At 26.2% G+C, this 26,658-nt stretch carries 23 protein-coding genes and 1 other RNA gene; 12 read left to right on the top strand and 12 right to left on the bottom strand.

Features of this window, described 5'->3' with window-relative positions; all coding sequences use genetic code 11:
* Nucleotides 1-2: 2 nt before the first annotated feature.
* From BMUR_RS12895 to BMUR_RS12885, 3 genes are all read right to left on the bottom strand, one after another.
* On the bottom strand, nucleotides 3-1,559 hold the full coding sequence (locus BMUR_RS12895) for a hypothetical protein (RefSeq protein ID WP_013114985.1): 1,557 nt from the start codon (nucleotides 1,557-1,559) through the stop codon (nucleotides 3-5).
* An 84-nt stretch (nucleotides 1,560-1,643) separates the two neighbouring features.
* Complete coding sequence (locus BMUR_RS12890) at nucleotides 1,644-2,249, bottom strand: hypothetical protein (RefSeq protein ID WP_013114984.1); 606 nt, start codon at nucleotides 2,247-2,249, stop codon at nucleotides 1,644-1,646.
* A gap of 97 nt (nucleotides 2,250-2,346) precedes the next feature.
* Nucleotides 2,347-3,102 (bottom strand): outer membrane beta-barrel protein, encoded by a 756-nt coding sequence (locus BMUR_RS12885; protein ID WP_013114983.1) that lies wholly within the window; start codon nucleotides 3,100-3,102, stop codon nucleotides 2,347-2,349.
* Between the two features lie 216 nt (nucleotides 3,103-3,318).
* Here BMUR_RS12885 and BMUR_RS12880 point away from each other — a divergent pair, with 216 nt between their 5' ends.
* On the top strand, nucleotides 3,319-4,152 hold the full coding sequence (locus BMUR_RS12880; RefSeq protein ID WP_013114982.1) for a class I SAM-dependent methyltransferase: 834 nt from the start codon (nucleotides 3,319-3,321) through the stop codon (nucleotides 4,150-4,152).
* A 177-nt stretch (nucleotides 4,153-4,329) separates the two neighbouring features.
* Here the strand turns inward: BMUR_RS12880 and BMUR_RS12875 are convergent, their stop codons facing one another.
* Entirely contained in the window at nucleotides 4,330-5,367 is a 1,038-nt protein-coding gene (locus BMUR_RS12875; RefSeq protein WP_013114981.1) for a serpulina hyodysenteriae variable surface protein, read from the bottom strand.
* 170 nt (nucleotides 5,368-5,537) lie between these two features.
* Here BMUR_RS12875 and BMUR_RS12870 point away from each other — a divergent pair, with 170 nt between their 5' ends.
* The 3 genes from BMUR_RS12870 to BMUR_RS14820 are packed head-to-tail and all read left to right on the top strand — an operon-like array spanning nucleotide 5,538 to nucleotide 6,270.
* Nucleotides 5,538-5,804, top strand: coding sequence for a type II toxin-antitoxin system RelB/DinJ family antitoxin (locus BMUR_RS12870; RefSeq protein ID WP_013114980.1), 267 nt, complete (start codon nucleotides 5,538-5,540; stop codon nucleotides 5,802-5,804).
* Nucleotides 5,797-6,063 (top strand): Txe/YoeB family addiction module toxin, encoded by a 267-nt coding sequence (locus BMUR_RS12865; protein WP_013114979.1) that lies wholly within the window; start codon nucleotides 5,797-5,799, stop codon nucleotides 6,061-6,063. The genes BMUR_RS12870 and BMUR_RS12865 overlap by 8 nt, the downstream gene beginning before the upstream one ends.
* A gap of 33 nt (nucleotides 6,064-6,096) precedes the next feature.
* The gene (locus BMUR_RS14820) at nucleotides 6,097-6,270 is read left to right on the top strand and encodes a hypothetical protein (protein ID WP_187287617.1); all 174 of its coding nucleotides are present in this window, start codon (nucleotides 6,097-6,099) and stop codon (nucleotides 6,268-6,270) included.
* Between the two features lie 318 nt (nucleotides 6,271-6,588).
* Here BMUR_RS14820 and BMUR_RS12860 read toward each other — a convergent pair whose 3' ends face one another.
* Both BMUR_RS12860 and BMUR_RS14375 read right to left on the bottom strand, forming a co-directional pair.
* Nucleotides 6,589-9,243, bottom strand: coding sequence for a valine--tRNA ligase (locus BMUR_RS12860; RefSeq protein WP_013114978.1), 2,655 nt, complete (start codon nucleotides 9,241-9,243; stop codon nucleotides 6,589-6,591).
* A 200-nt stretch (nucleotides 9,244-9,443) separates the two neighbouring features.
* Nucleotides 9,444-10,517: an FkbM family methyltransferase gene (locus tag BMUR_RS14375; RefSeq protein ID WP_013114977.1), complete on the bottom strand. Its 1,074-nt coding sequence runs from the start codon at nucleotides 10,515-10,517 to the stop codon at nucleotides 9,444-9,446.
* A gap of 478 nt (nucleotides 10,518-10,995) precedes the next feature.
* On the opposite strand from BMUR_RS14375, the gene BMUR_RS15210 reads away from it, so the two are divergent.
* From BMUR_RS15210 to BMUR_RS12845, 3 genes are all read left to right on the top strand, one after another.
* The gene (locus BMUR_RS15210; protein ID WP_013114976.1) at nucleotides 10,996-11,121 is read left to right on the top strand and encodes a hypothetical protein; all 126 of its coding nucleotides are present in this window, start codon (nucleotides 10,996-10,998) and stop codon (nucleotides 11,119-11,121) included.
* An 86-nt stretch (nucleotides 11,122-11,207) separates the two neighbouring features.
* The gene (locus tag BMUR_RS12850; RefSeq protein ID WP_013114975.1) at nucleotides 11,208-11,852 is read left to right on the top strand and encodes a cyclodeaminase/cyclohydrolase family protein; all 645 of its coding nucleotides are present in this window, start codon (nucleotides 11,208-11,210) and stop codon (nucleotides 11,850-11,852) included.
* Between the two features lie 346 nt (nucleotides 11,853-12,198).
* Nucleotides 12,199-12,495, top strand: a complete 297-nt coding sequence (locus BMUR_RS12845) for a helix-turn-helix domain-containing protein (RefSeq protein WP_013114974.1) — start codon at nucleotides 12,199-12,201, stop codon at nucleotides 12,493-12,495.
* Between the two features lie 14 nt (nucleotides 12,496-12,509).
* Here BMUR_RS12845 and BMUR_RS12840 read toward each other — a convergent pair whose 3' ends face one another.
* From BMUR_RS12840 to BMUR_RS12825, 4 genes are all read right to left on the bottom strand, one after another.
* Nucleotides 12,510-13,613: a glycoside hydrolase family 3 N-terminal domain-containing protein gene (locus BMUR_RS12840; RefSeq protein WP_013114973.1), complete on the bottom strand. Its 1,104-nt coding sequence runs from the start codon at nucleotides 13,611-13,613 to the stop codon at nucleotides 12,510-12,512.
* Nucleotides 13,577-14,536 (bottom strand): glycoside hydrolase family 3 N-terminal domain-containing protein, encoded by a 960-nt coding sequence (locus BMUR_RS12835; protein ID WP_013114972.1) that lies wholly within the window; start codon nucleotides 14,534-14,536, stop codon nucleotides 13,577-13,579. Before BMUR_RS12835 ends, BMUR_RS12840 begins: the two co-directional genes overlap by 37 nt.
* 436 nt (nucleotides 14,537-14,972) lie before the next feature.
* Nucleotides 14,973-15,914: an Rpn family recombination-promoting nuclease/putative transposase gene (locus BMUR_RS12830; protein WP_013114971.1), complete on the bottom strand. Its 942-nt coding sequence runs from the start codon at nucleotides 15,912-15,914 to the stop codon at nucleotides 14,973-14,975.
* Between the two features lie 45 nt (nucleotides 15,915-15,959).
* Nucleotides 15,960-17,171: a DegT/DnrJ/EryC1/StrS family aminotransferase gene (locus BMUR_RS12825; RefSeq protein WP_013114970.1), complete on the bottom strand. Its 1,212-nt coding sequence runs from the start codon at nucleotides 17,169-17,171 to the stop codon at nucleotides 15,960-15,962.
* A gap of 371 nt (nucleotides 17,172-17,542) precedes the next feature.
* On the opposite strand from BMUR_RS12825, the gene BMUR_RS12820 reads away from it, so the two are divergent.
* Nucleotides 17,543-18,310 (top strand): sulfite exporter TauE/SafE family protein, encoded by a 768-nt coding sequence (locus tag BMUR_RS12820; protein ID WP_013114969.1) that lies wholly within the window; start codon nucleotides 17,543-17,545, stop codon nucleotides 18,308-18,310.
* A 351-nt stretch (nucleotides 18,311-18,661) separates the two neighbouring features.
* On the opposite strand, the gene BMUR_RS12815 is transcribed toward BMUR_RS12820, so the two are convergent.
* Nucleotides 18,662-20,092, bottom strand: a complete 1,431-nt coding sequence (locus BMUR_RS12815; protein ID WP_013114968.1) for a PD-(D/E)XK nuclease family protein — start codon at nucleotides 20,090-20,092, stop codon at nucleotides 18,662-18,664.
* A 95-nt stretch (nucleotides 20,093-20,187) separates the two neighbouring features.
* Between BMUR_RS12815 and rnpB the strand changes: the two genes are divergently transcribed.
* Nucleotides 20,188-20,528: RNase P RNA component class A (gene rnpB / locus BMUR_RS14390), an RNA gene on the top strand.
* A gap of 21 nt (nucleotides 20,529-20,549) precedes the next feature.
* Here rnpB and BMUR_RS12810 read toward each other — a convergent pair.
* On the bottom strand, nucleotides 20,550-22,178 hold the full coding sequence (locus BMUR_RS12810; RefSeq protein WP_013114967.1) for an FAD-binding protein: 1,629 nt from the start codon (nucleotides 22,176-22,178) through the stop codon (nucleotides 20,550-20,552).
* 211 nt (nucleotides 22,179-22,389) lie between these two features.
* On the opposite strand from BMUR_RS12810, the gene BMUR_RS12805 reads away from it, so the two are divergent.
* The 3 genes from BMUR_RS12805 (at nucleotide 22,390) to BMUR_RS12795 (ending at nucleotide 26,562) form a co-directional block, all read left to right on the top strand.
* Nucleotides 22,390-23,106 carry a 5'-methylthioadenosine/adenosylhomocysteine nucleosidase gene (locus BMUR_RS12805; RefSeq protein WP_013114966.1) on the top strand — a complete coding sequence of 239 codons (717 nt, stop codon included), beginning with the start codon at nucleotides 22,390-22,392 and terminating at the stop codon, nucleotides 23,104-23,106.
* A gap of 259 nt (nucleotides 23,107-23,365) precedes the next feature.
* Complete coding sequence (ptsP, locus tag BMUR_RS12800; RefSeq protein ID WP_013114965.1) at nucleotides 23,366-25,132, top strand: phosphoenolpyruvate--protein phosphotransferase; 1,767 nt, start codon at nucleotides 23,366-23,368, stop codon at nucleotides 25,130-25,132.
* A complete protein-coding gene (locus tag BMUR_RS12795) occupies nucleotides 25,129-26,562 on the top strand; it encodes a hypothetical protein (RefSeq protein ID WP_013114964.1) in 1,434 nt (477 codons plus the stop codon). Before ptsP ends, BMUR_RS12795 begins: the two co-directional genes overlap by 4 nt.
* The last annotated feature ends 96 nt before the right edge of the window (nucleotides 26,563-26,658 follow it).

The raw sequence follows: 26,658 nt of genomic DNA, 5'->3' as shown, positions 1-26,658 counted from the left end.
TACTACTTTAATTGCTCTTTATAAACTATATAAATATTATTACTTGATATTATTGGTAAATTAATAATGTTTGTATTGTTATTAGAGCTTTCTAAATGATAAATAATATTAGCATCATTTGTAACCTCATTCCAATATCCTTTTTTATTATAAACAAAACCCATTTGACTAAAATCATGAGAACCATTTTCTATAATAAATTTTTCACCATCTGCATCATTCGCTATATTCTGAACTGTATCAATATAACTTTTCCATTTATAAGGTTCCTGATAATTTTTATAAAATATTACTATATTAAAAGTCATAGCCAATGCACTTAACATATAAAATATAGAAAGATAATTTATATATTTATATTTTAAGCGAATACTCAAATTATATAATAAATAAAGCATAGGAACAAACGATAAAGAAAAAGCTCCAAAATGATATCTGAATTGTCCTGATACTCCTCTGCCTAAAAATGTTACAGCTATAGTTACTGGGAAATATAATAAAAATATTAGCATTAATTCTTTTGTTAAAAACAATAATTTATCATCAGTTTTTATATCAAATTTATACTGCTTATTTTTGAAAAAATTTATAGCTGAATATAAAAAAGCTATAAATATTACCAATATAGATATTATAAGTACAGCCAAAGTAAATACAAAAAAAGGATTATTATTCAAATAAAAACTCATTATCTTTGTAAAATTATTGGCAGAATACATAACCGAAAATTCATTTGTAGGAAACATTAATAAAGAATGTACCTGAGGAAAAGGAAATACCTGTCTTAAATCACTAGTTGCTGAAAAATTGAGCATTTTATTTGTATTATAAAAACCATTTTTTATTTCTGATACTAGATAAGGCAGATATGTCAAAAATGCTAAAAACACACCTACAGAAAGTGCTTTAATATTTTTTATTGTGTATTTGTATCTTATGATAAGATAAACAATTATTGTAGGGACAATTCCATAATAAACAGCAAAATGTGCCTGTCCCATTAATGCAAGCAATGGAAAAAACATCATAGCTGGAATATAAGGTCTATCTCCAATAATATATTCACCTAGTAATGGTATAAGAAGAAAAGATAAAGAAAGCGTAATATTTGGATTATAAAATATATTATTTGTATATACAAAATACACATTAAATAATGTTAATACAGATAATATTGACATTATTGAAATACCAAATCTTTTATAAACCCATAACAAAAATATAATAGCAGGCAGAAACATAGTAACAAAGTTAAATACTCTTGCTAATTCTATATTTTCATGAGCTAGTTTATAACACATTAAATAATGAATATAGAAAAAGCCTCCCGGTACACGCGGAGCTACTTCCTGAGTTAATGGTCCCATTTGAAATCTGGCACCTACTGTAGGAATCGTATTATTATCATAATATTTTTTCATATCATAAAAATGTGTAAGAAAATCCACAAAGTCTGTTCCAGCTTTGGGAAAAGAATATACTCTTGTAAAAATGGTTAAACATATAGATATAATTAAAAGAAGTATAGATATAATAACTGTTACTTTTTTATTATTCATAAATATTCCTTAAAAAATTATAGAATATAATACTTCAATACATAAAAAATGTAAATATACTATATGTAATTTTAATAATTTTTATTATAACTCTATTATACCATTAAATGACTGTTTATCTCTCCATTTGATGAACTCTTCAAAAGTTTGAATATTATCTTTAAGCACAGCCTTATAATATTCTATACCCATTATTTTTATATTATCCGGTGTTTCATATTTTAATTTTAATATTATATTTCTTTTTTCCTGTGTAAGCATATTTATTACATCATCAGCAGCTTTTTCAAAATACCCGTCATAATAAGAACCTTCTAATATATGAATAATATCTATCTGCCAAATTTCTATATTATCAGAATTACAATCATCTTTGTAAAATAAATGCCATTCTATACAATGCTCATCTGTATCTATCAAATTAGTATATGTTACTTTCTCTATTTTTTTATTTTTTGCTATTTTTGAAACGGCCAAAAAACTCTTTTCTATATCAAGAGAAGAAGTATATACATGAAAGTCTATATCTTTATTTTTCATTAAAAGTCCCATCTTTAGAGAACCTACTAAATTTACTCTTGCACCAATAGATTTAAAAGCATTTTCTATATTAAGCTCTTTTATAATACTGAAAGCATTCTTTTGATTATTTAATGAAATCTCTATAATAGCATTAATATCATTATTCATATTTTAATCCTAAATAAATTTTATATAATAAAAAAACAGCCTATTATAAAAATATATAAATAAGCTGTTTATCTTTGTACAAGTAATTAAAAACAATCTATTTTGTGCTAGGTCCGAATTTTAATCCTACCTGAAGTCCCACATCAAAACTAGAATATGATACCTCATCAACAACCAATCTGTTTCCATCGATAGCACCGTCAACAGTATATATATTAGGCTCTAAACCAAAATCATATCCTAAATATAATCCTATATTAAATGCTGTTTTCTGAGTGAAGAATATAGAATAATCAAAAGTAACTTTAATATAAGGCATTAAGGCTTTTTCATATAGTCTTTTTATATCATCTGAAGTTAATTTAGTATTGCTTTCAAACAATGAAGTTTTTGTATGTATATTTCCAGCTAAAGGAATCTTTACTCCTCCGCCAATACCTATAGCAAAGTTTTTGATATTAAACTTAGGTATAACGCCCAACTGCAAACTTTCAAAAGAATATGAATAAGAATTATTTTTATCTAATCTGCTTATATAAGAATAAGTATCATGACTATATCCTGCTTCTGCTAGTATACTTAGACCAATACTATCTGTAAACTTTATCATATATCCAATCTGAAGAGAAGCTCCTATATCAAAACCAATACCTCCATTTCTAGCAAATGAACTTCGTATAGCTCCTCCGCTTATAGCGTCCATTCTCTCAGCATAATCACTTAACTCATAATCATAAACACCTATGCTCATACCAACAGGTACATTTAATATAAACTCAAATCCGCCGCCTAAAGCAAATGACGCTGATGCTGTACATACAAACATCATAATAGAAAGTATTATTCTTCTCATAAATTGAACTCCAACCGTATTTATATGATATTTAAAATTTAACATTAAAAGTAAAATTATCAATAAAAAAATCTTGTATTTATAATATTTTTTTACAAACATATATTATTTATATAAAAAAAGATTACATTTTATATAAAACTATAAGTTACATAATCCTTGACAAATTAGAATTTTATTGTATAAAATTACGGATACAAATAAAAGGAACAAAAAATGAAAAAAGGTAAAAAGTCTGAAATAAAAAAATTGAGAGTAAAAACGCATAAGAACCTATTATTAGTAAAAAGCGACAGCGAAGAAGATAAAAAAAAACTTGAAATAATAAGAGACATACTAATAAACGATGATAATAAAGATAAAGCAGACTTGCATAACTATTTTCTCAATAATAAAGGAGAAGCAATATTTAAACATCTTCCTTTTTTTGATATATACGAAAGACATTTTTCTAAATACAGAGGAAAAGATATTAACATGATGGAAATAGGTGTTGGAAGCGGAGGAGCTGTGAAGATGTGGAGAGAATATTTCAAAAATAACAACCCCAATGCTAATGTTAATATATACTCAATAGACAAAAATCCAAAATGCAAACAATTTGAAGGGGACAATATAAAAATATTTATAGGCTCTCAAGATGACAGAGATTTTTTAAATGAAGTAAAAAGCCAAATACCAAAGCTGGACATACTAATAGATGACGGCGGACACAGAATGAATCAGCAGATAATAACTTTTGAAGAGATGTACGGACATATAAAAGATGATGGTATTTATTTATGCGAAGATGTATACACTTCATACTGGCCTAATTTCGGAGGCGGTTATAAAAATCCTAATTCATTTATAGAATATACCAAAAACTTAATAGACTATTTAAATGCATATTGGTCTACCGAAGAAGATGATTTATACCCAAATAGTTTTACTGACAGTGCATACTCTATCCATTATTATGACGGAATTGTTATCATAGAAAAAAGAAAAAGAGATACAAGGTATAACGATATATGTCAGCAGGCGATTATCGGAAAGACTAAAGAATAGATAATAATACTAAATCGTACTAATTATATTTTAAGCGAGATTATAACATTAATTGTATCGACAGCTTTATATAAAAATAGAAATCCTGATATTATAATTAACGGCTAATTTTTATTGACTTTGTATATCACTAAAAATTAATATACAAAGCCAATAAAATAATTAGATACTTATAATCTATAATTGAGTAAAGTACCAATTTATACCTGTTGCAGACCTAAAATTAACTGGTATTGGATTATTTGATGAGTTTATACCCATTTCAAAATACCATTCCAAATCACTTACAGGATATACTCTCACTTCAGAATAAGCTCCCCAAGTAAGAGTATGATTAAGATTACCAACTTTTTTACCGTCATATATTATTTTATAGCCTATACTAGGTTCAAAATATAAACTAACAAAATCAGAATTAGCATACAATGATAATGCTGGAGTTATTCTCACAATATAAGGATTAGACTCATATATTTCATTTGCATTATTTGAAGTATATGATATCCTGTCTTGAGACTGTATATTTACTAAAGTATCAGTATTTTCATTAATAATATCTTTACCCTTTGCATCCAATGATGAAGAATATAACACTTTTATAAAAGGGTTAATCCAAACATTATTAATAGTAGTAGGAAGAAAATAAAATCTTAACTCAAATCCAAAAGAAGAAGCACTATTACCATTATAACTATTTTTACCATAATTAATATAAAGTCTTACAGCATTAACAGAATCAAGCCCGGTATAATATCTAATTTCACTAGATGTACTAAAAGCAGAATAATCAGAATTGTCTTTAGAATCAGCTATTTGAAAAGGCACGCATATTCTCAAACTGTCATTCATAGCATTAAGCATTAAAACAGGAGTATGAACATCTAAAGAAGAATCTATATAAGTATAATTATATCCAAGTCCTACACTTATAATATCTGAAGTGTATGCCAAACCTACAGAAATAGTTGCATCTAATGATAATTTTCCATTATCAATATAACTCATTATATTGCCGAAAGAAAGAGTATCTGCCTTAAAGCCAAAAGTGCCTTTTACTGCACTATTACCCAATACAAAACCTAATTGATCTGTTCTAGCTCTAAGATGACTGCTGTCTGTAAGAAAATCCATCCAATCATTGCTAAAACCGTACATACCAAATACCGATGCAGACGAGACTGCAAAACACAATATTGTTTTTAATAAAGTTTTCATTTTATGTTTCCTTAAAAATTGATATTTTAATAGAAGGCGATTATAACAAATATAAAAATAAAGTAAACAGATACATAGCATAGAATAAATAATATAATTTAAAAATATTATGCTATTGTATTTTAATATTTTTACAGATATAATTTCATTAAATAATAATGGAGTTTCATATGTCAGAAGTAACTATTAAAATCGATGATAAATTAAAAAATGAAGCCGATAAACTTTTTAATGATTTAGGTTTAGACTTTAATACAGCTATTAATATATTTTTAAGAACTTCTATAAATACTCAGTCAATTCCATTTAAAATAGAAAAAAATAAACAATTAGATAATGATAATTTCTACAATGATGAAAATATAAAATTTTTAAAAGAAGGATATTTGGAATTAAAGTCTGGATTAGGTCATAAAAGAGAGTTATTAGATGAATAAAATTTTTTATGATAAAGCTTGGGAAGATTATATTTATTTTCAAAAGAACGATAAAAAAATATTACAGAAAATTAATGATCTCATAAAAGATATAGAAAGAAATGGTTTATTGATTGGTATAGGAAAACCAGAGAGATTAAAAGGTGAATTAAACGGATTATATTCTAGGCGAATAAATTATGAACATAGATTAGTATACTATATTGAAGATAATAATTTATTCATAGTTGGCTGTAAAACCCACTATAAAAATAATTAAATTTTATAATAGTTTATAATAATTAAAAATACAGTGAAAAATAATAATACTAAAAAAACAAATAATCCTATAGGAGGATATTTCTTTGATTATCTTAAAGAAGAAAATATTTTAGAAGAATCTTTATCGTTATCATCAATTAATAGTTTATCAATTAAAATCTATAATGGAAGAAGAAAATATTTCAAAATCTGTCAAGTAAAATGAATACAGTATACAGACTTTTAGATAAAAATAATAATTTTTAAATACTAGAAACCAAATATAAAAATTATGAGCGTATAGCAAATTCATTTGCTATACACTTTTAGCGAATAATTTTTATTAGCAATAATAAAAAATAATAATTCTGTTATATACTTTAGAAAAAGCTTAGAAATTTCTTAATAAAAAATTAATTTTTGTATGATTAATACTTGATTTTTTTATTAAGTATTAAAAAAACTTGACCTACATTTTTCAATAAATATAAGCCAAGTTTTTAATTTTACTTTTATTAAAAATATTATTTAAGCATTATAAAAATTATAAAGAAGCCAAAACTTCCTCTATACCTTTTAATTTATCTTCAAACTCTTTTTTCTTTCTGTTTTCTGTATCAATAGCTTCCTGTTTAGCTTTATTAATAAAGTTTTCATTCGAAAGTTTTTTGTTTACTGCTTCCAAATCTTTTTTATATTTAGATGCCTCTTTTTCTAATCTCTTTTTTTCAGCTTCTAAATCTATTATGCCAACAAGATTAACATTTATCTCCCCGCCTTCAAATACTTTAACAAATGAGCCTTTATTTCTTTGAGTATCTTTTGAAGAAACTATATTTAATGATTCAGTAAGCGAAAGCGATGATATAATATCTTTATAGCTTTCTGTAGTATCTTTGAAATAGTCTGAAGTATAACGTATTGTAACATCAAGTTTTTTATTAGGAGGCAAATTAAATGATGAACGTGCATTTCTTATTCCAGATACTATATCCTGAATTAAGTTAAAATCTTTTTCTATATCTTCATATATATATTTACTATTAGCTTTAGGATATTCTCTAATCATCAATGCCTTTGAATCAATATTATGCTTTGGTAAATTAGAATAAATCTCTTCTGTAATAAAAGGCATAAATGGGTGAATCATAGCCATTGACTCTTCAAGCACATACAATAACACAGCAATAGTTTTTTCTTTTTTGCTTTCGTCTTTTAAATCAAATTTACTTATCTCTATATACCAATCGCAGAACTCATTCCAATAGAATTTATAAATAGTCTGAGAAGCCTCATCAAATCTATATTCTTTTAATTTTTTAGTAGTATCATCAATAGCCTTCTGAAGTCTTGATAATATCCATTTATCTTTATTCTCAAGAGTGTAATTATCTAAATCTTTTATATCAGCATTATCTTCAATGCTGCCGAAAATATATTTAGCACTATTGTATATTTTATTAGCAAACTTTCCTCCCATTTTGAAAAGTTCTCTGTCAAGCCAAATATCCTGACCTCCTAATGAAGTTATAAATGATAAAGTAAATCTAAAAGCATCAGCCCCATGCTCATCAATAATTTCTATAGGGTCAATGCCGTTTCCCAAACTTTTGGACATTTTTCTTCCGATTTTATCTCTTATAAGTCCGTTAAGATAAACATCTTTAAAAGGTACATCATTCATAAAATGAGTTCCAGCCATAATCATTCTAGCAACCCAGAAAAATAATATATCATAACCTGTAACAAGTGCAGTAGTAGGATAAAAATATTTTAATTCTTCATTAACTTCAGGCCAGCCGAAAGTAGAAAAAGGCCATAACCAAGAAGAAAACCAAGTATCAAGTACATCTTCATCTTGATGAATGTTTTTAGATTTACACTTACTGCATTCTGTAATATCAGTTTTTGACACCATCATCTCGCCGCAGTCATCGCAGTACCATACTGGAATCCTATGTCCCCACCATAATTGTCTGCTTATACACCAATCTCTAATATCAGTCATCCAGTGATTATAAGTATTAATCCATCTTTCCGGATAAATTTTTGTATTGCCGTCATTAACTGCCTTATATGCTTTTTCTGCTAAAGGCTTCATTTTTACAAACCATTGATCGCTGTAATAAGGCTCTACAACATTATGACATCTATAGCAGTGTCCCACTTGGTGCTTTATATTATCTTTTCCAACAAAAGCTCCCAACTCTTCAAGCTCTTTTATAATCATACTTCTAGCTTCTTTTACAGTTTTACCCTGATAATGAGAAGGAGTATTTTCATTGAATGTTCCGTCTGGATTTAAGATATTAATAATCTCTAAATTATGTCTTTTAGCTATAGCAAAGTCATTAGGGTCATGAGCAGGCGTGATTTTTAAAGCTCCAGTACCAAACTCTTTATCAACATAAGTATCTTTTACAAGTCTTAATTTTCTGCCTACTATAGGAAGTATCAAAACATTCTCTTCTGTAAGATGGGCATATCTTTCATCATCTGGGTGAACAGCAATAGCAACGTCTGCCAAAATAGTTTCAGGTCTTGTTGTAGCTATTTCAATATAATCATTAGTGCCGTCTATTTGGTATTTAACATGATACAAAGCACCAGCAACCTCTTCATGTTCTACTTCATCATTAGCTAAAGCAGTGCCGCAGCTAGGACAATAGTTGATAAGATATTTTCCTCTGTATATTAAACCCTGATTATAAAGCTCAACAAATACTTCTCTTACAGCATTGCTTAGGCCTTCATCAAGAGTAAATCTTTCCCTCTCCCAATCGCAGGAGCAGCCTATTTTTTCTAATTGTTTTACTATTATAGAGTGATGTTCATTAGCTACTTCCCAAGTCTTTTTAACAAATGCCTCTCTTCCCAAATCATATTTATTTTTGCCTTCAGCTTTTAATCTTCTCTCAACAACATTCTGTGTAGCAATACCTGCATGGTCCGTACCCGGCATCCATAAAGTACATTTGCCTAGCATTCTGTGAAATCTTATAAGTATATCCTGAAGCGTATTATTAAGTCCATGTCCCATATGAAGTACGCCTGTAACATTTGGAGGAGGTATGACTATAGAATATGGTTCTTTATTTTTATCCATAACAGCATGAAAAAATCCGCTTTCCTTCCAGAAATTATATAATTTGTCCTCGATATTTTTAGGAGTGTATGCTCCTTCTAAAGTATGTTTCATATTCTTTTTTCCTCCGATAAAATAGCAAATTAATACTAAAAATTGATACTATATTTTATACTATATACAATATTTTTCAATTATAAAATAAAGTTTATATATAAAAAAGTACTGCCTTTAATAAAAAAGACAGTACAATAAAATATATAAAAACATATATTAAAAAATAGCATAAAGAATTACTTAAAACAATTTTATAATTATATGCAGCAATATAATACAGTTTCAGCAAAAGTTATAGAATGATGTCTTAAATAAAATTTATACTCTGGTACTAAAGATTTTATAAATTCTGGTATAGTAAAAAAATCATCTGGTCTATGATATATTGATATAGCCATTTTAGGTTTGTACTTTTTTATAGTTTCTGAAGCACCTTTGAGCATATTTAATTCTTCACCTTCTATATCTGATTTTAAAAATGTTATCGGTCTGCCATTTAGGTATTCATCTACAGAAACAACTTTTATTTTTATTCCTGTTTCATTGTTAGTAATATTACTTGATAATATATCACAAGATTCATCAAAAAATACTTCTTTATTTGTATCTGAAATTCCAAGCTTTTCAAGTATTATAGAATTACTGTCTATAGCCCATTCTCTTATTAATCTTGACACTCTAATATTCATAGCAGAGAACTGTTTGTCTCCTGGTTCAAAAGCATATATTTTATCAAATATTCCTTCAGAATGTTCTATAAATTTTTCAACAGTGTCTCCTACATAAGCTCCTAAGTCTAAAAAAATTTGTTTTTTACTATCTGACAAAAATGCATTTACAGAAAAATAATGAGATTTTTCAAAAATATCAGAAAGTCTTTCTATGAATCCATTGTATTTACAATATAATAATTTCTCAAATATTTCCTTTGATTTATTATCATACAAGTATTCATATATAGAAATAAATCTATTAAAATTTTTCATTATAAAATATTTATCGAATGGTATTATATATGTATAATTATCTTTATTTTCATTAATAATTTCATTAATATATTTAGTTGTACTAATTAATACAACTTTGCTATTTTTTGATAAAATATCATTTTTAGGGACAATTTTTATACCATATATTTCTTTATTTTGTTTGTTAATATCATTATCTATAAAGCAATTAATTTTGTAATTATTGTCCATTAAATATTTTGCACATCTATATCCAAATTCACCTGCTCCAAATAAAGATATGCCATCTTTATTAATTATTTTTTCTATTTCATTAAATTCATTTAAATTGTCATCATATAATTTATTTAAATCTGTTTTCATTTATATCTCCATATTTTATTATTTAAAACACAAAAAAACCAATGCCTCAATTTAATTCTAAACTGAAACATTGGTTATAGCTTTATATAATTATGATGTATTATTTCTTAGATAATAGTTTTGTCTTGTCTTGTCTTGTCTTGTCTTGTCTTGTCTTGTCTTGTCTTGTCTTGAACATATATTTTACCAAATTAAATACTATTTTAATATAAATATTATATAATATTTTCTTATAAATTCAATATATAAATTTTAAGTTTGTTGTTTAAGAGCCATAGATATTGCACACTTTTAGTTTAAAAAAAGAAGGTATTCCTTATAATTTAAATTACTAGAAATAAATGTAAGGAATACATATGAAACAATATAATACAAATCAGAAAAAAAGATAGTAGAGATTATCAATAAAGTAAAAAAATAAAAAAATTATAATAAAGTAATTGAAATCCATAAGAAATATAAATATGATAAGCTAAAAATGAAAAAACTCCTAGAAAGAGAAAAACTGCTTGAAGAAGAAAAAAGACTTGGAATAGATAATATGACTGAAGATGAAATAATAGAGTTTACAAAAAATAGATTTAAACATCTTCAAAGAAAATGATAAAATGTATATTGATATTTATTTTATATTATATTAAAATAATGCCTTAAAAATATTTATTACTATATAAGGTATAAGGGTATATTATGAAAGAATTAATAAATAAAACTTTGGCTGATTATATAAATGATGTAGACAGTTCCTTACCTGCTCCGGGAGGCGGAAGTGTTATGGGGCTTGTAGGAAGTTTGGGCTGTGCTTTGGCTGGTATGGTTGGTCATCTTACTGTAAACAAAAAAAAGTTTTTAGAATTAGAAGAGGAACATCAAAATAGTTTTAAAAATGCAATAGAAAAAATAAAAGAAATAAAATCACACTTAGCTGATATAATAGACAAAGATGCAGAAAGTTTTAATTTATTTATGGAAGCTATGAAAATGCCTAAAGAAACAGATGCTGAAAAAGAAAATAGAAAAAAGGCTATGTCTGAAGCCTCAAAAAAAGCTATAGAAATACCTTTTAATGCCTTGAAATATTGTTATGAATTAATGCCTCTTTTTGATACTGTTACTAAATATGCAAATAGTGCCGTTATAAGCGATATTGCTGCTGCTTACATTTTAATATATGCCTGTGCTAAAGGTTCTGTACTTAATATCAACATTAATATACCTATGATAGATGATAATGTATTTTTAGAGTATATTAAAACCGATACTAAAAAATATATTAATGAAATAGATAATATTTACATAAAAACATCAAAAGTAATTTCATTATTTAATGTATAAACGCTGCAAATGATAAAGATTATGTTATTAATATCTATATTTTGTATACAAAATCCTAATTTTGTTTTTTCATATTGATATTTTATTTATATTATGATAATCTTAATTCCAGACAACAAGGGTTTATAAAATATATATATATGAGAATAAAAATATAGTAATAGAACGTTTTTAATGTTTTATTCTTAAATAGCTGATGTAATTTATCTAAATTACTGTAATTTTTTTCTTCTTAAACAACTAGAAACTTCTATCAATATGTTTATCTTAATATAATTTTATTCTTAAAAAATCTCTTTGTCCTTAATTTGTTAGTTATATTTATTCTTTATATTAGGAGGCTTTAATGAGTATAACAACTAAACATATGATATCCTTAAGTGAAGAGGAAAAGGAAAAAATCAAAGAATTCATTAAAAAGGAAGGAAAATCTAAAAGACTTATTTCTAGGGCAAATATCATTCTTGCTTTAGATGATAAGAAAAACACAGGGCTTACTCATACTGATATTGCTAAACAATACAATGTTACATATCATACTGTAGTAAACATTATTAATGAATATGTCAAGTCCGGATTAGATGAAACGCTGACATATAAAAGAAATCCAAACAGCAATAGAAAAAAGAAACAGGTCAATTAAAATGAATGATAATTTTATGTGCGGGAAGAAAGGACATTTTCTGAAGCCATCTTTAGAACTCTCGCACATGAAAGAATATCCGCATCTATATCTTCAAACATATATTCTACATTCTCATATAAATTACTAATTAAGTTTATACCAAAATTAATTCCCTTATCAATATCGCCAGTCATAGCTAAATCATCTGTAATAACAACTCCATTAAAACCTAATTCATTTTCTAGTATATAAGCATACTCTCTTGACATACTGGCAGGTTTTTCATTATCTATATATTTGTTTTTTATATGTGCTGCCAAAACCATTTCAGCTCCCGCATCTATTGCTCTTTTAAAAGGAACAAACTCTTTCAAAAAAAGCTCATTTGTGGTTTTATCAATAACAGGAAAATCATTATGAGAGTTTACTGCTGTATCGCCATGTCCCGGAAAATGTTTTAATACGCTTATAATTCCTGCATCTCTCTGTGCCTTTACTGTATACTCTGCCATTCTTGCAGCTACATCTGTATTAGCAGAAAAACTTCTATTATATAAATAAGAATTACTATCACTAGGTATATCACATAATGATCCTAATATTACATTAATGCCTAAATCAAGTAAGAACTTTGATTTTTTGTATGCTATATCATATGCATATTCAGTACTGTTTGAATCCCCTATATTTTTAGGAGATATATCTTTAAGAGGGTCAAAGTCTATGCGGTTTACTTCGCCTCCTTCTTGGTCTATAGAAATTAACATATTTGAGTTAACATATTTTCTTAAATCGCTTGTCAACTCTTTAAGCTGTTTTTCATCTTTTATGTTATAATCAAAAAGTATTACCCCAATTATATTATTATCTTTAAGTGTTTTAATAGTTTCTTTAGAGAGTACCTTATCTTTTATTCCTACCATAAGTAAAAGTCCTCTTCTTTCTTTCTTACTCATTTTGGATACTTCATCTATATAATATGATAATTCAGGATAATCCTTTTTTAATTTTAATATATATTCTTTTTCTTTAAGTACATTTGAAGCAGTTTTACATGCATACGAAAATAATAATATTATAAATAAATATAATATACAGCTTATAATTTTTTTATTAGTTTTGAGAGCTTTGAGCATAACACAATATCCGTTTCTTTTATATTAGTTTCTATAATATTTTTTAATTTATTTATATCTTTATAATAATTACTAGAAAGTACATTAACGGCATAATTAATAATATTTTTATCATTATTAATATAGTCAGTCATTATAATGCCTTTAAACTTCATATTATTAAATAAAAAATCTCTGTATTTATAATTATCTTTTATATGAGGCATTACTATAATATCAGCATTTGCCTTTATAGCAGCTAAAAAAGTTTCTCTGTTATCAATAATACTTTCTACATTATCTATATCTTCATCTATATATAACTCATCATCATAGTATTTTGGAAAATATTTTAATACTGTTATAAGTCCATTATCTTTATACGCTTTTACTGTTTGGTATATAAGATTAGAGGCTAGTATTTTATCATCTGAAAATATATGCTCTTTTAGATGAGATTTTTCATTACAATAGGTATTACATATTGGAGATAAAATCATATTAATACCTATAGATTTTAATTTTGATGCTCTTTCATATGCTATTTTGTATGCATACTCTTCGCTTTTTCTCTCACCTATATAGCTTGAAAATACCTTAAACTCCTTATCATAGTATATACTGGAAGTGTTTTTATAATCCTGATCTATTGCTATAAATATTTTTCTTTTAATATTTCTTTTTATTTTTTTTATTATTTTATCAAGGCTTTCAATATACAAATTATCTATATTTATTATTATACCTGATATATTGGTTTTATTTATTATATCTATTAAATTATCATCATAATTTTTTACAGATATTATAAATGGTATTTCTTTTTTATTTTTAATGCTTTCTTTATTATTATTTTTCAGTACAATATTAAAATTGTCATAAAGATAAATAAAAATAAAAAATAAAATTAATAATAATATTGAAACTATAACAATGTAAATCATTATTTTTATTATACTTTATTTATATAATATTTTCATATATACTAATTTTATTATTTATAAAATTAGTACTTTAAGATAGAAGCAAAATAAACCTTTAATTAAATTTTATATATTTGATTTATAGTTTTTCTATTTTTTATCTATATATAAAAAACTAACAATCCCTACCATTCTTACGAATGGCAGGCACTCACAAGTTTTTTATTTTTTCTATTTATACCATAAAAAACTTGCTCGCAAAAATCCCTACCATTCTTACGAATGGCAGGCACTCACAAGTTTTTTATTTTTTCTATTTATACCATAAAAAACTTGCTCGCAAAAATTCCTACCATTCTTACGAATGGCAGGCACTCACAAGTTTTTTATTTTTTCTATTTATACCATAAAAAACTTGCTCGCAAAAATCCCTACCATTCTTACGAATGGCAGGCACTCACAAGTTTTTTATTTTTTCTATACTTAGTCCTGTTAATTCACTAATAAGGTTAATATCCATATTTTTATTTTTCATATTTTTAGCTAATAAATATTTTTCTTTTTCTATACCTTTTTCTATACCTTTTTCTATACCTTTTTCTATACCTTTTTCTATACCTTGTTGAAATCCTATTTCTATGCCTTCTTTTTTTCCTTCTGCTCTCTCATATTGAAGCATAGCAGCCTGACCATAAAGAAAAGTATCTCTTTCATTATATGCTGACATCTCTTTTTCATCAGCTACAAATCTTTTATATTTATCTATGACCTTACTCATAATTGTATTTCCTCCTATGAGTTTATTAATATCTTTCTCTAAATCTTTAGTAGTAAAAAAATCAATCCAAGATAAAAGTTTATTTTCATTATAGTTATCTATACTAGCATTTTTTAATATTTCTACAAATCTTTTAATCTCTATAAAATGTATCTGTAAATCGTCAAGTCTAAGATTAGGATTATTGACATCAGAAAAGGTTAAACATTTATGCTCTCTTCTTATATCAGTCTCGCTTCCTATATCCAAATTAAAATTTATAAAGCTAATACTAATCATCTGACTTATACCAATATATAAATCACTCTCTTTTAACTCAGAAGCTATATTTTTTGCTATGTAATATAATATTCTTTTTATAAAATTATTATTTCCAACTAATTGTATTTCAATAAGTATCTTTTTGCCGTCTTTAGTTTTTGCTTTAACATCAAGGATTGATTCCTTTAAATTCTCATTTTCTGCCAAGTTATAAGGATTAATAATTTCGAGATTTCCTACTGATTCAAAACCTGCATCATTTAAAACAGCATTAACAATATTTTCTAATATATCCTCATCACCTTCAGTACCAATTAGATATCGTACAAATAAATCATTAAGTCTGTTGATCTCTTTCATAATTTTATTATACTAAAAATATAGTATTTTGTCAAAAATAAAACATTAATTCAAATACTTAATAATATTTTCAGCAATATATACGGCATCCTCTTCTTTTAATGTACTATACAATGGAAGAGTTATTTGATTTTTATATAAATTAAAAGCATTTTTATAATCATTAATATCATATCCCAAATCAATATAAGCCTTCTGGGCAGGAAGAGGAAGATAATGAACATTTAAAGTTATTCCAATTTCGGACATTTTATCTATAAGCAAATCTCTATCTTCTTCTTCGTAATCTTTTATTCTAATCAAATATAAATGATAAGATGACTCACTAAAGCTATCATTACAACTAGGAAGTATTATTCTTTTATTTTTAGATAAAATATCATTATAAATGCTTACTATTTTTTTTCTATTGTCAAGCATAGAATCATATCTTTTAAGCTGAGACAAACCAATGGCAGCATGAATATCGCTCATATTAGCCTTATATCCTGCTAACTCAATGCTGTATCTCCAAGCCCCTCTGCCTCCTTTGCTCTTATCTAATGCACTTTTATTTTGTCCATGAAGCGATAATACAGAAAGCTCTTTATATATATCATCAGCATTAATACTGCCTATATCATTAAAAGATAAAGCCCCTCCCTCCGCAGTAGTAACATTTTTAACAGCATGAAAAGAAAAGGAACTGAAATCCGCCTGAGAACCTGTTCTTTTTCCTTTATAAACAGCACCTATAGAATGAGCCGCATCAAGTAAAAATAATGGTCTTTTTAATTCTCTTTGATATTTATTTTCTGAAGCATTAAATAATTCTTTTTTACTTTCAAGTATTTTTATAATGCTGTTATAATCGCAGGGTTTTCCCCCAATGTCTACAGCAATAACGGCTTTTGTTTTATCTGTTATAGCTTTTTCCAACTTTTCCAAGTCTATATTAAAATTATTATCATTAGCATCTATAAATACAACTTTAGCTCCAAGATGAATAACAACATTTGCAGTTGAAGCATAAGTATAAGCTGGAACTATTACCTCATCATTCTCCCCTATTCCAAATACTTTTAAGGCAAGCTCCATAGCTGACGTGGCACTTGATAATAGCTTCACTCTTTTTACATCTATATATTTACAAAGCTCTTCTTCAAACTCTTTATTAACTGGTCCTGTTGTTATCCAGCCTGATTTTAATACCTTGACTACTGCTTCTATTTCACTGTCTGTTATATCTGGAGGTGAAAATGGTATTGATTTATTCATAATTTTTTCCTTTATTATTTATATAACCTAAACTATATTATGTTTACTTTACATAATTATATAATATATAGTATGTGAAAAATAAATCAATAATAATTTTTCACTATCGATGAGCTTAATATAAAAAATATATACTAAAAATCTTTAAGTTTGTCAATTTTTTATTATTCTTTTTCCAGCTTTCGTAAAACAAGCGGTATTGTCGGCACATTAAAGCCATGCAGATATTTAAATTTAAAAAATTAATTTTGAAAAACTATATTTATTTAGGTATATATTTCCTATAAATAAATTTTAAATATAATTTGACAAAAATTTATCATAGGTATAATATTTTTCATCAATAAAAAATAAATTATCGGTGTTGTATTATGCTGAGTATAGAGAATCTAATTATAATAATTATAGGCTGTTCAATAGCAGGTTTTGTAGATGCTGCTGCAGGAGGAGGCGGACTTATAAGTCTTCCGGCATATTTAATAGCAGGTATTCCTCCGCATACTGCATTAGCTACCAATAAATTCACTTCAACATCTGGGGCTATAGTTTCTGCTTTTACATTCTTCAAAAATGGGAAACTTACAACTAAGCTAATAAAGTTTTTAATACCTATGACAATATTAGGTTCTATTGTAGGTGTGCAAGTTATTGTACTAATAGATGCAAAAATATTACAGCCTTTAATAATGATATTAATTTTAGCTGTAGGTATTTATACTTTATTTTCAAAAAGTTTTGGAACCGAGAACCTATTTGATGAAAATAATTTAAAAAGAAAAAATTATATAGTTGGTATGTTTTTTGCTTTTCTTTTAGGTTTTTATGATGCGGTATTCGGTCCCGGTACTGGAAGTTTTTTAATAATGTTTTTTGTACTTTATTATAAAATGGATTTTCTTCTTGCATCCGGCAATGCTAAGGCTTTGAACCTTACAAGCAATTTATGTTCACTTATAATATTTGCTATAGAAGGAAAAGTTAATTATATGGCTGGAATATTTGTTATACCTTTTATAATGATATCAACCTACTTTGGTGCTAAGTTTGCAATTAAAAAAGGGATAAAAGTAATAAAACCAATATTCGTAACTATATCACTACTTACTACATTAAAAATATTAATAGATATAATTAGATAGAAAATATAGCATGTGCTGAAAATTTTTAAATTTAACTATAATGCATAGCTTTGCTGCGAAGCACACAGCCGTGCCTCACCCCAGTTCTTTTGTTGTCACAAAGAACCTATATCATCGGCAGACTCGGATATGCTTCGCGAAAGACTGCATTTTTGAACTAAAATTATGTATTACACTATATTTGATAGATATTCTTAAAATATTAAGCTGTAGTATGTGCGTTTTTTGATACTTTTTTGTTCGACAAAAAAAGTAGATAAAATTTACATAAAGTTCATCAGTTGACAAACTTAAAAATTTATTTTTGACAAAATATAGTTGTTTAGGTATATAATAAGTATATATTTAATATTATAAATTCTCTTTCAAAAGATTATAAAGATTAATCATAGCCTCAGCAATTTCTTCTGGGCTGTCTTTTTCTGTATCTATATAAGCCCAATAAATCCAATACTCATCTTCTTCAAATCTAGTAAATATTTTATTAATCTTCTCTTCTAATTTTTTTATTTTAATTTTACTATCTTCAGATTCTGTGTATATACCGAAATAAAATTGGGTATTATTATTATTTTTATGATAAAAACTCTCTAAAATTATATTGCTATCATTTATTGTATTAAATTCTATATTATGAGGATAAGGATTTTTATTATCTAACATTTTATCTACAATTTCATCATAATTTAATTTATAATAATCTTTTATATCATTTTTTATAAAATAATTAACAATATCCATTGTAAATCTATAAATATTGTTAATTTTATCTATTATAATTTTTCTTTTCTTTTCATATAAAAGCTCATTAACACTATTAAATATTTTTTCATATTCTTCCGCGTCCTCTACTGTTTGTATGTCTTTAAAAATATTTTCTTTTAATAGGTTTTGTATTTTTTCTCTTGTCATATCAAGCTCCTCTGTATTATTGCTTATCATATTGGCATTATGTATAGTCTGTATCATAGCAGATTTCAAAAGCCTATAATCTCTTATATATTTATTATCATTATCTTTAAATAAAATATTTTTCTCATGCAAAAAATAATACTTTTCATTTTCTAAAATATTCTCAAGCCATAAAGCTATATCGCTATGTTTTAATGTTTGAAAATTATCTCCAAGTTCCTTTTTTGATTCTTCTGATAAAGTAGAAGCCTCATAACCTGAAGGATTGAGAAAAATCATATACAAGTTTTTATAATTATCTTTTTTCTTATTCTTATAATAATCATCTAACTGATTTGTCTGCTCTTTAGCATATATTTTATTTTCTATAATAATTGCAAACTCTTTTTTATAAGATATAAATAAATCTATTCTTCTAGTGTCTGCTTTTTCTTCTCTTTTTATATTTATATATGAATGCTTTATTTCTTCAATGCTTTTTAATCCATAATCCCAATTAAATTTATTATGCAAATATAGTAAAAAATCTTTAACAAAACTTAATTCAGTATTTTCTCCATACTTTATATTTATTTTAAGAAAATTGGCAAGTAAATTACTATTATAATTCTCATGTCTTTGTAAATTTACTGCCTCAAATATACAAATCTGCGGAGGATATTTTTTCATTTGCTCTTTTACTTCTTTTATTACTATTTTTATTTGAGGAAGAAATTTATTTAATATATTCGTTTTTAATTCTTCTTCCTCTAAAAATGATTTATGTATAGACTTTATAGTATTTTCTAATGCATTATATTTTTCTTTTTCATCTTTTTTAAATTCATTTATTAAAGTTAATAATGTGTTTTCAATAATTTCTGTATTCATATATTAAGTATAATAATCAAATATAAAAAAATCAATTAATTTAATATTAAAAAATTATGATTGACATTTTATGATTTTCATAATAGAGTAATCGCTATGCGGAGTGGGTAAACGCGGTATTTAAGTAACTAATACTGAGGAAAGTCCGTACCTCTAAAGGGCATCATGCAAGCTAACGGCTTGAAGACGAAAGTCTATGGAAAGTGCAGCAGAAAATATACCGCCAATTTGGTAAGGGTGAAAAGGCATGGTAAGAGCATACCGCATTTGTGGCGACATAAATGGCAGTGTAAACCCCATGAGAGGCAAGAGCAAACAGAAACGGATTGCCCTTTTCCTAAGTTTCAGGTGGCTCGCTAGAATATTATAGTGATATAATATCAAGATAAATGTTTACCTTAAATGACAGAATACGGCTTATAGCTCCGCTTACTTTTTATAATAGATAAATTATATATTAATATTTCTTATCTATTATTGTTTTATTGTTCTCACGTCTTACTTCAAGTTTGTACACTTTATCTAATGAAAAATCAAAATCTTCTCTGTAATGTGCACCTCTGCTCTCTTCCCTTTCAAGCATACTTAAAGCTAATATTTTTACAGCTTCAATTATTAAATAAACTTCAATAGAACCTTTATTAATATTTTCTTTTATACTGTAATTACTTCTAATCTCTTCAAGTTTATTAATGGCAGTATTTATTTTTTCTTTGTTTCTTACAACAGATAAATACTCACTTGCTATTTCTCTTATATTTTTTAAGACTTCAATCTTTGTAATATTATTTTCTTTATCATCTTTTGAAATATTATTAATCCAATCATTAATCTCTTTATAATCTAATTTTATATTATCAAAATCATTGAAATTGTTTTGTTTAATATATTCATAAGCATTTTTTACAGCATTATCTGCAAATACTAAAGCCCCTCCCACAGAATTGCCGCCTAATCTGTTAGCCCCTTCTATACATGATGATATCTCCCCTACTGCATATAAACCATCAACACCTGTAAATGCATTGCTGTCTATTTTTATACCTCCATTACAGCTATGAGCAAAATGCGTTATTACAGTTTCATCTTTTACTAAATCTATTCCTATATCTTTTTTAAGCCAATCCAAATATACTGTGTAAAACTCTTCTTTATCTTTATATAAATCTTCAGAATATTTTAATTTTACTCCATCAGATGATATTTTAAAATCTACTTTTCTGCTCTCAAAATCATTACTGAAAGGAGCATAAGCACTTCTTTCAATAAATAGTTTTTTATTTTCTTCGTCGGTTTCAGCGTCTAAAATTAATCTATTTTCTGTATCATACATAGCAGTACAATATTTAAGTGTATGCTCTCCGAATAAAACATTATATTTAGGTTTCAAATACGCTGGTATAAACTGTATAAACTCCATATTCTGTGCCGAAGCTCCAGCATCTAAGGCTGCAGTAAGAGCGGCACCATTAATATTTTTGGGATACAAGCTATTTTTATAATTTCCTGCAATTCCTCCAGCAGCTAAAATTATTACTTTAGACTTTATAAAGAAAAAATTATTATTATTTTGAAATACCGCCCCTATCACTTTATCATTATTTTTTATAATTCTTATTAATAAAGAGTTTTCAAATATTTTTAGTCTTTTATTTTTTCTAAATATCTTTTTTGCTCTTTCTCTAGCCCCATTCCAATTATTAATAAGAAAAATATCTCTTGAATATTTAGCAAAACATGCAGGTCTTTTATCTTTTCTAAGCCAAGGTTTGAATCCTACTTTTTTTAATAAATGAATATTTCTTTTAATATTTTTTATATATGTTTTTATAAGCTCTTTATTTTCAACACCTTTACCCATATTTGTAATGTCTTCATAATATTTATTATAATCATTTTTATCTTTTGTAACTTGTATACCTAATGTAGCTTTAAGAGGAAAATAAGAAGCACCGCCGCAAATTTTTCCAGTAGTAGCAATGCATACATTTTTAAAAATCTTTAATGCTCTTTCGGCAGAAATAAGACCAGCTATGCCTCCTCCTACTATTAATATATCAGAATTAATTTGTTTTGTTATATTCATATCTATGCTCATAAAAGTTATATATATATTTTTTTAATATTTTAACATTTTATTTTTTCATGACAATAAAATTATTTATTTTTTAAAACATCTAATAAACTAATTAAGTATTATATTTATCTATATAATAAAAAAATAAAATAATAAGTTTATAAAAAAATATTTTTAATGTATAATGTTATATATTATCTTATTTTGAGGAGATTATTTTATGTCTGAGGTAAAAAGAATTGCTATAATAGGAGCTATGGATTCTGAAATAACCAATTTTAAAGGTATGATAGAAAACATAGAAGAAATTGAAATAGCTAACATTACTTATTATAAAGGGGTATTATGCGGAAAAAATGTGGTATTATTAAAATCTGGAATAGGAAAAGTTAATGCTGCCATTGCTACAACTATAGCCATAGAAAGATTTAATGTAGAAAAAATAATATTTACTGGTGTTGCTGGTTCTGGAAATCCAAATTACGATATATCTGATATAGTAATATCAAAAGATTTAATAGAGCATGATTTCGACACAAGCGATTTAGACGGAGATGAACTTACTGTACTTGTAAAAGGCTATGATAAAAATTATTATCCTGCCGATAAATCATTAATAGAACTTGCTGAAAAATCTGCACAAAAAGTTATTACAGATAATAGAATATATATTGACACTATAGCTACAGGAGACCAATTTGTAGGTAATAATGAAAAAGTTAAGCAGATACATAATAAATTTAAAGCAGGTGCTATAGAAATGGAAGGAGCTGCTGTGGCTCATGCTGCTTTGATGTATAAAATACCTTTTGTTGTAATACGTTCATTATCCGATAAGGCTGACAGCGATGCTGTAGCAGATTTTCCTAAATTTGTAGTAAAATCTGCTCAAAACTCTATGAAAATAGTAGTAGAAATGCTTGAGAATATGAAATAATTTTCAAAATAAATAATAGAGTTGTTTAAAAAATAAATATATAAAGTTTTAAATAGCTCTATTTGTTTATAATTCAAGTATTACATACGTTTTATCTTCCGCATAAATCAGATTCACAATTTTTAAAATTAAATAGTTTTTTCATATATACATATCATACATATATAAAATATTACTGCTTATAATAAATTTACTATTGAAAATATTATACATTTATAATATAATCTTTACTATTAATTAACATAATATCGGAGTTTCTATGCCTGATAAAAGAACGATATTAAACGGTAATGGCGTAGGTGATGATGTTGCAATAGGAAATTCTTTTCTTTATACACCTTCGCTAAGTACCCCAGTTTATAAAATCGAAGAAAGTGATGTAGAAGATGAATATAAAAGATTTGATGAAGCTATTAAAAAATCAATAGAAGAAATTGAACAGCTTCAAAATCATGTGGATAATAATATTAAAAATATTCTCTATACACATATATTAATGCTTCAGGACAGAGTAATAATAAGACAGGTTAAAGAAGAAGTAAAAGAAAAACTATTTAATGTAGAGCATATATACGACACAATAATATCTGGATATCTTGATAAACTGTCTTCTGTTAATAATAAAATGCTCTCCGAAAGAAGCAGTGATATAGCAGACATAAAATCAAGACTAATAAGAAATCTAATACAGCCTAATTCAGGAGATTACTCTCAAATACCAGAAAATTGTATTATAATAGCAAAAACACTTACTCCAAGCGACGTACTAAAGTTTAAGAGTATAGGAGTATCTGGATTTATAATAGAAAGCGGCGGATATACTTCGCATGCTGCTATACTTGCAAAATCATTTAGCATAACAACTATATTTAATATAGCAGATATATCAAGCAAAATAAAAAACGGAAGAAAAATAATTATAGACTGCAGAAGTAATATTGTAATTATGAATCCAAATGAAAAAGACATAGCCAACTACACTATACTTACAGAAAATATAAAACAATTTAAAGAACAGTCTATAATAGATGCAAAAGAAAAAGCATTGACAAAAGATAATATAGAAATAAAAGTTCATGCCAATATAGATATCCCAGAAGAGACAGAAAATTTATTAAAACATGGTATAGATTCAATAGGATTATATAGAACGGAGTTTTTATATATCTTTTCAGAAGAAGATATTGCTACAACACTTCCTAGCGAAGAAGTTCAATTCAAAGTATATAAAAATATAGCCTCAAAAATGAAAGGAAGAGTTATAATAAGGACTTTAGATATAGGAGGTGATAAAATATCTCCTGCTTTAGGGCTTAATTTTAAAGAAGATAATCCTTTTTTAGGCTGGCGTGCTATAAGATTCTGCTTATCAAACAGACAGTTATTTAAAGACCAGATAAAAGCATTACTAAGAGCTTCACATTATGGAAATATAGAAATTATGATTCCTATGATAAGCACTTTAGAAGAGTTTATCGAAACTAAAAGATTTATTGAAAGTATAAAAGAAGAATTGAGAAACGAAAATCAGCCATTTAATGAAAATATAAAAATAGGAGTTTTAATAGAAACGCCTTCTGCTGCTGTAATAATAGACCTGATAATAAAAGAAGCCGACTTTATATCAATAGGTTCTAATGATTTGGTTCAATATATGATGGCCTGCGACAGAACTAACGAGAAATTATCATATTTATACAACCCTATAGATATATCTGTTTTAAGAGTATTAAAAAGAGTAATAGAAACAGCCAATAAGAGTAATAAGCCTATAACATTATGCGGAGAGATGGCTGGTGTTGCTATGTATATTCCTGTTCTTCTTGGTCTTGGAATAAGGGAACTTTCTATGTCTGTTACTTCTATTGCTAAAATAAAAAATCTCATAAGAAGTATAACTATAGAAGAATGCACAAAATTGGTAAATGAAATGCTTGAAAAATGCGACAACAATTTTTCTAAATCAATTTTAAATAGTTTTATTAAAAAAATAGATATAAAAAATTATAAAGGCATAAGTGAATGAAAAAAATTTTATTAATATTAATGGCTGCATGTATATTAATATCATGCAAAGTAACAAAATCTATAAATGAATACCAAAAATTAAAAACAATAGAAAAAACAGAGGATTACGGACCTTTGGGAGATTTCTTAAAAACACTGCCTAAAACTGAAGAAGAAAATGCCCAATCTCCATATAATGAATTAACAGCCTTCATTAAAGGAAGAAATCAAATATTATCATCAAACTACAAAGAAGGTTTTGAGACTTTGGCAAGGTTTTTATTCACATATCCTTCAAGTTATTATGAAAGCGAGGCATCTTATTTACTAGGTCAGGCTTTAATATATATGGTAGAAAATGAACCTTCATATATAGAAGAGTTTTATACGCAGCTATTATCAGAAGGTATAGTTGAAGGCGAAGAGAATAACGATGATAATGTTACAAATCTCACAGCTTCTTTAAATAATATATACAGTCAGTTAGGAATTATTGTAAAAGACGGCAATTACTCTTTTAACGGATATACTTTCGACAGAATACTCCAAGATGAAGAAAGTGCTTTTCCATTAAAAGATTTTGCCTACTACTTTAGTATAAGGCACAGATTCAGTAATATAGAAAATGAAAATGATAAAGCAAAATTTATAACTAACATAACATACCTAAAAAGATTTTCTGAACGCTACAGAACAAGTGTACTGCAAGAAAGCATATTAAATAATAAAGCATATTTTCCAGATGTTCTTCCATTTACTTTAACTGCTAATGAGAAAAAAAACTATGATGATACCGTAGAAGCTGTCAAAAACAGAATAGACGGAATAAAAGCTGCATATGAAGAAGAATATTATGTAATAGGAAATGGTATTATCATAAGAGACAGAATACCTGCTGTAACTTCAGGAACAGAAAAAGAGCTTTACAAACTATATAATTATGATTTTGTAACTGTATTAAATAAAACTAATGTATACAATGCTAAAGAAAGAGAAAGAGAGGATTGGGCTTTAGTAAGATATGATACATACTACGGACCTATAGTGGGCTGGAGCTATTTAAGATATATGACTAATAATATACAGAATATAGAAGATATATTTGAAAATTATAAATCAGCTATGAACTCATATAAAAATTATGATTATTTAAAATCATCTGATTTCTTTTCATATGTATTAAACAGCCCTCAGACCAATTACTTTACCGACAAATCAGTATATTTTCTTTGGAAAGTTAATAATAAAATAGGAGAACTTGTAAGCTCTAAAAATAACCCTTATTATGAATATGTACTGGATTATCCTAAATATTTTTATTATAATACAAATAACAATGTTCTTCAAAGCTCTACACTATTATATAACTATTTAATAAAAATACTCCCTACCAACCCATACAGATTTGTTATAAGCGGAGACAGTGAAGCTGAATACAGTGTGGATTAATTTTTGATAAGTATTATCAACTTTTTTGCCGCACACTCTCTGCGGGCTTAGCCAAAGTTTTTGCCACATGCACGTTTCACTAAAAATGCAATTGCT

This window comes from Brachyspira murdochii DSM 12563, assembly GCF_000092845.1.
Taxonomy (GTDB): Bacteria; Spirochaetota; Brachyspiria; order Brachyspirales; family Brachyspiraceae; genus Brachyspira; species Brachyspira murdochii.
This window is presented reverse-complemented; position numbering and strand designations above follow the sequence as displayed.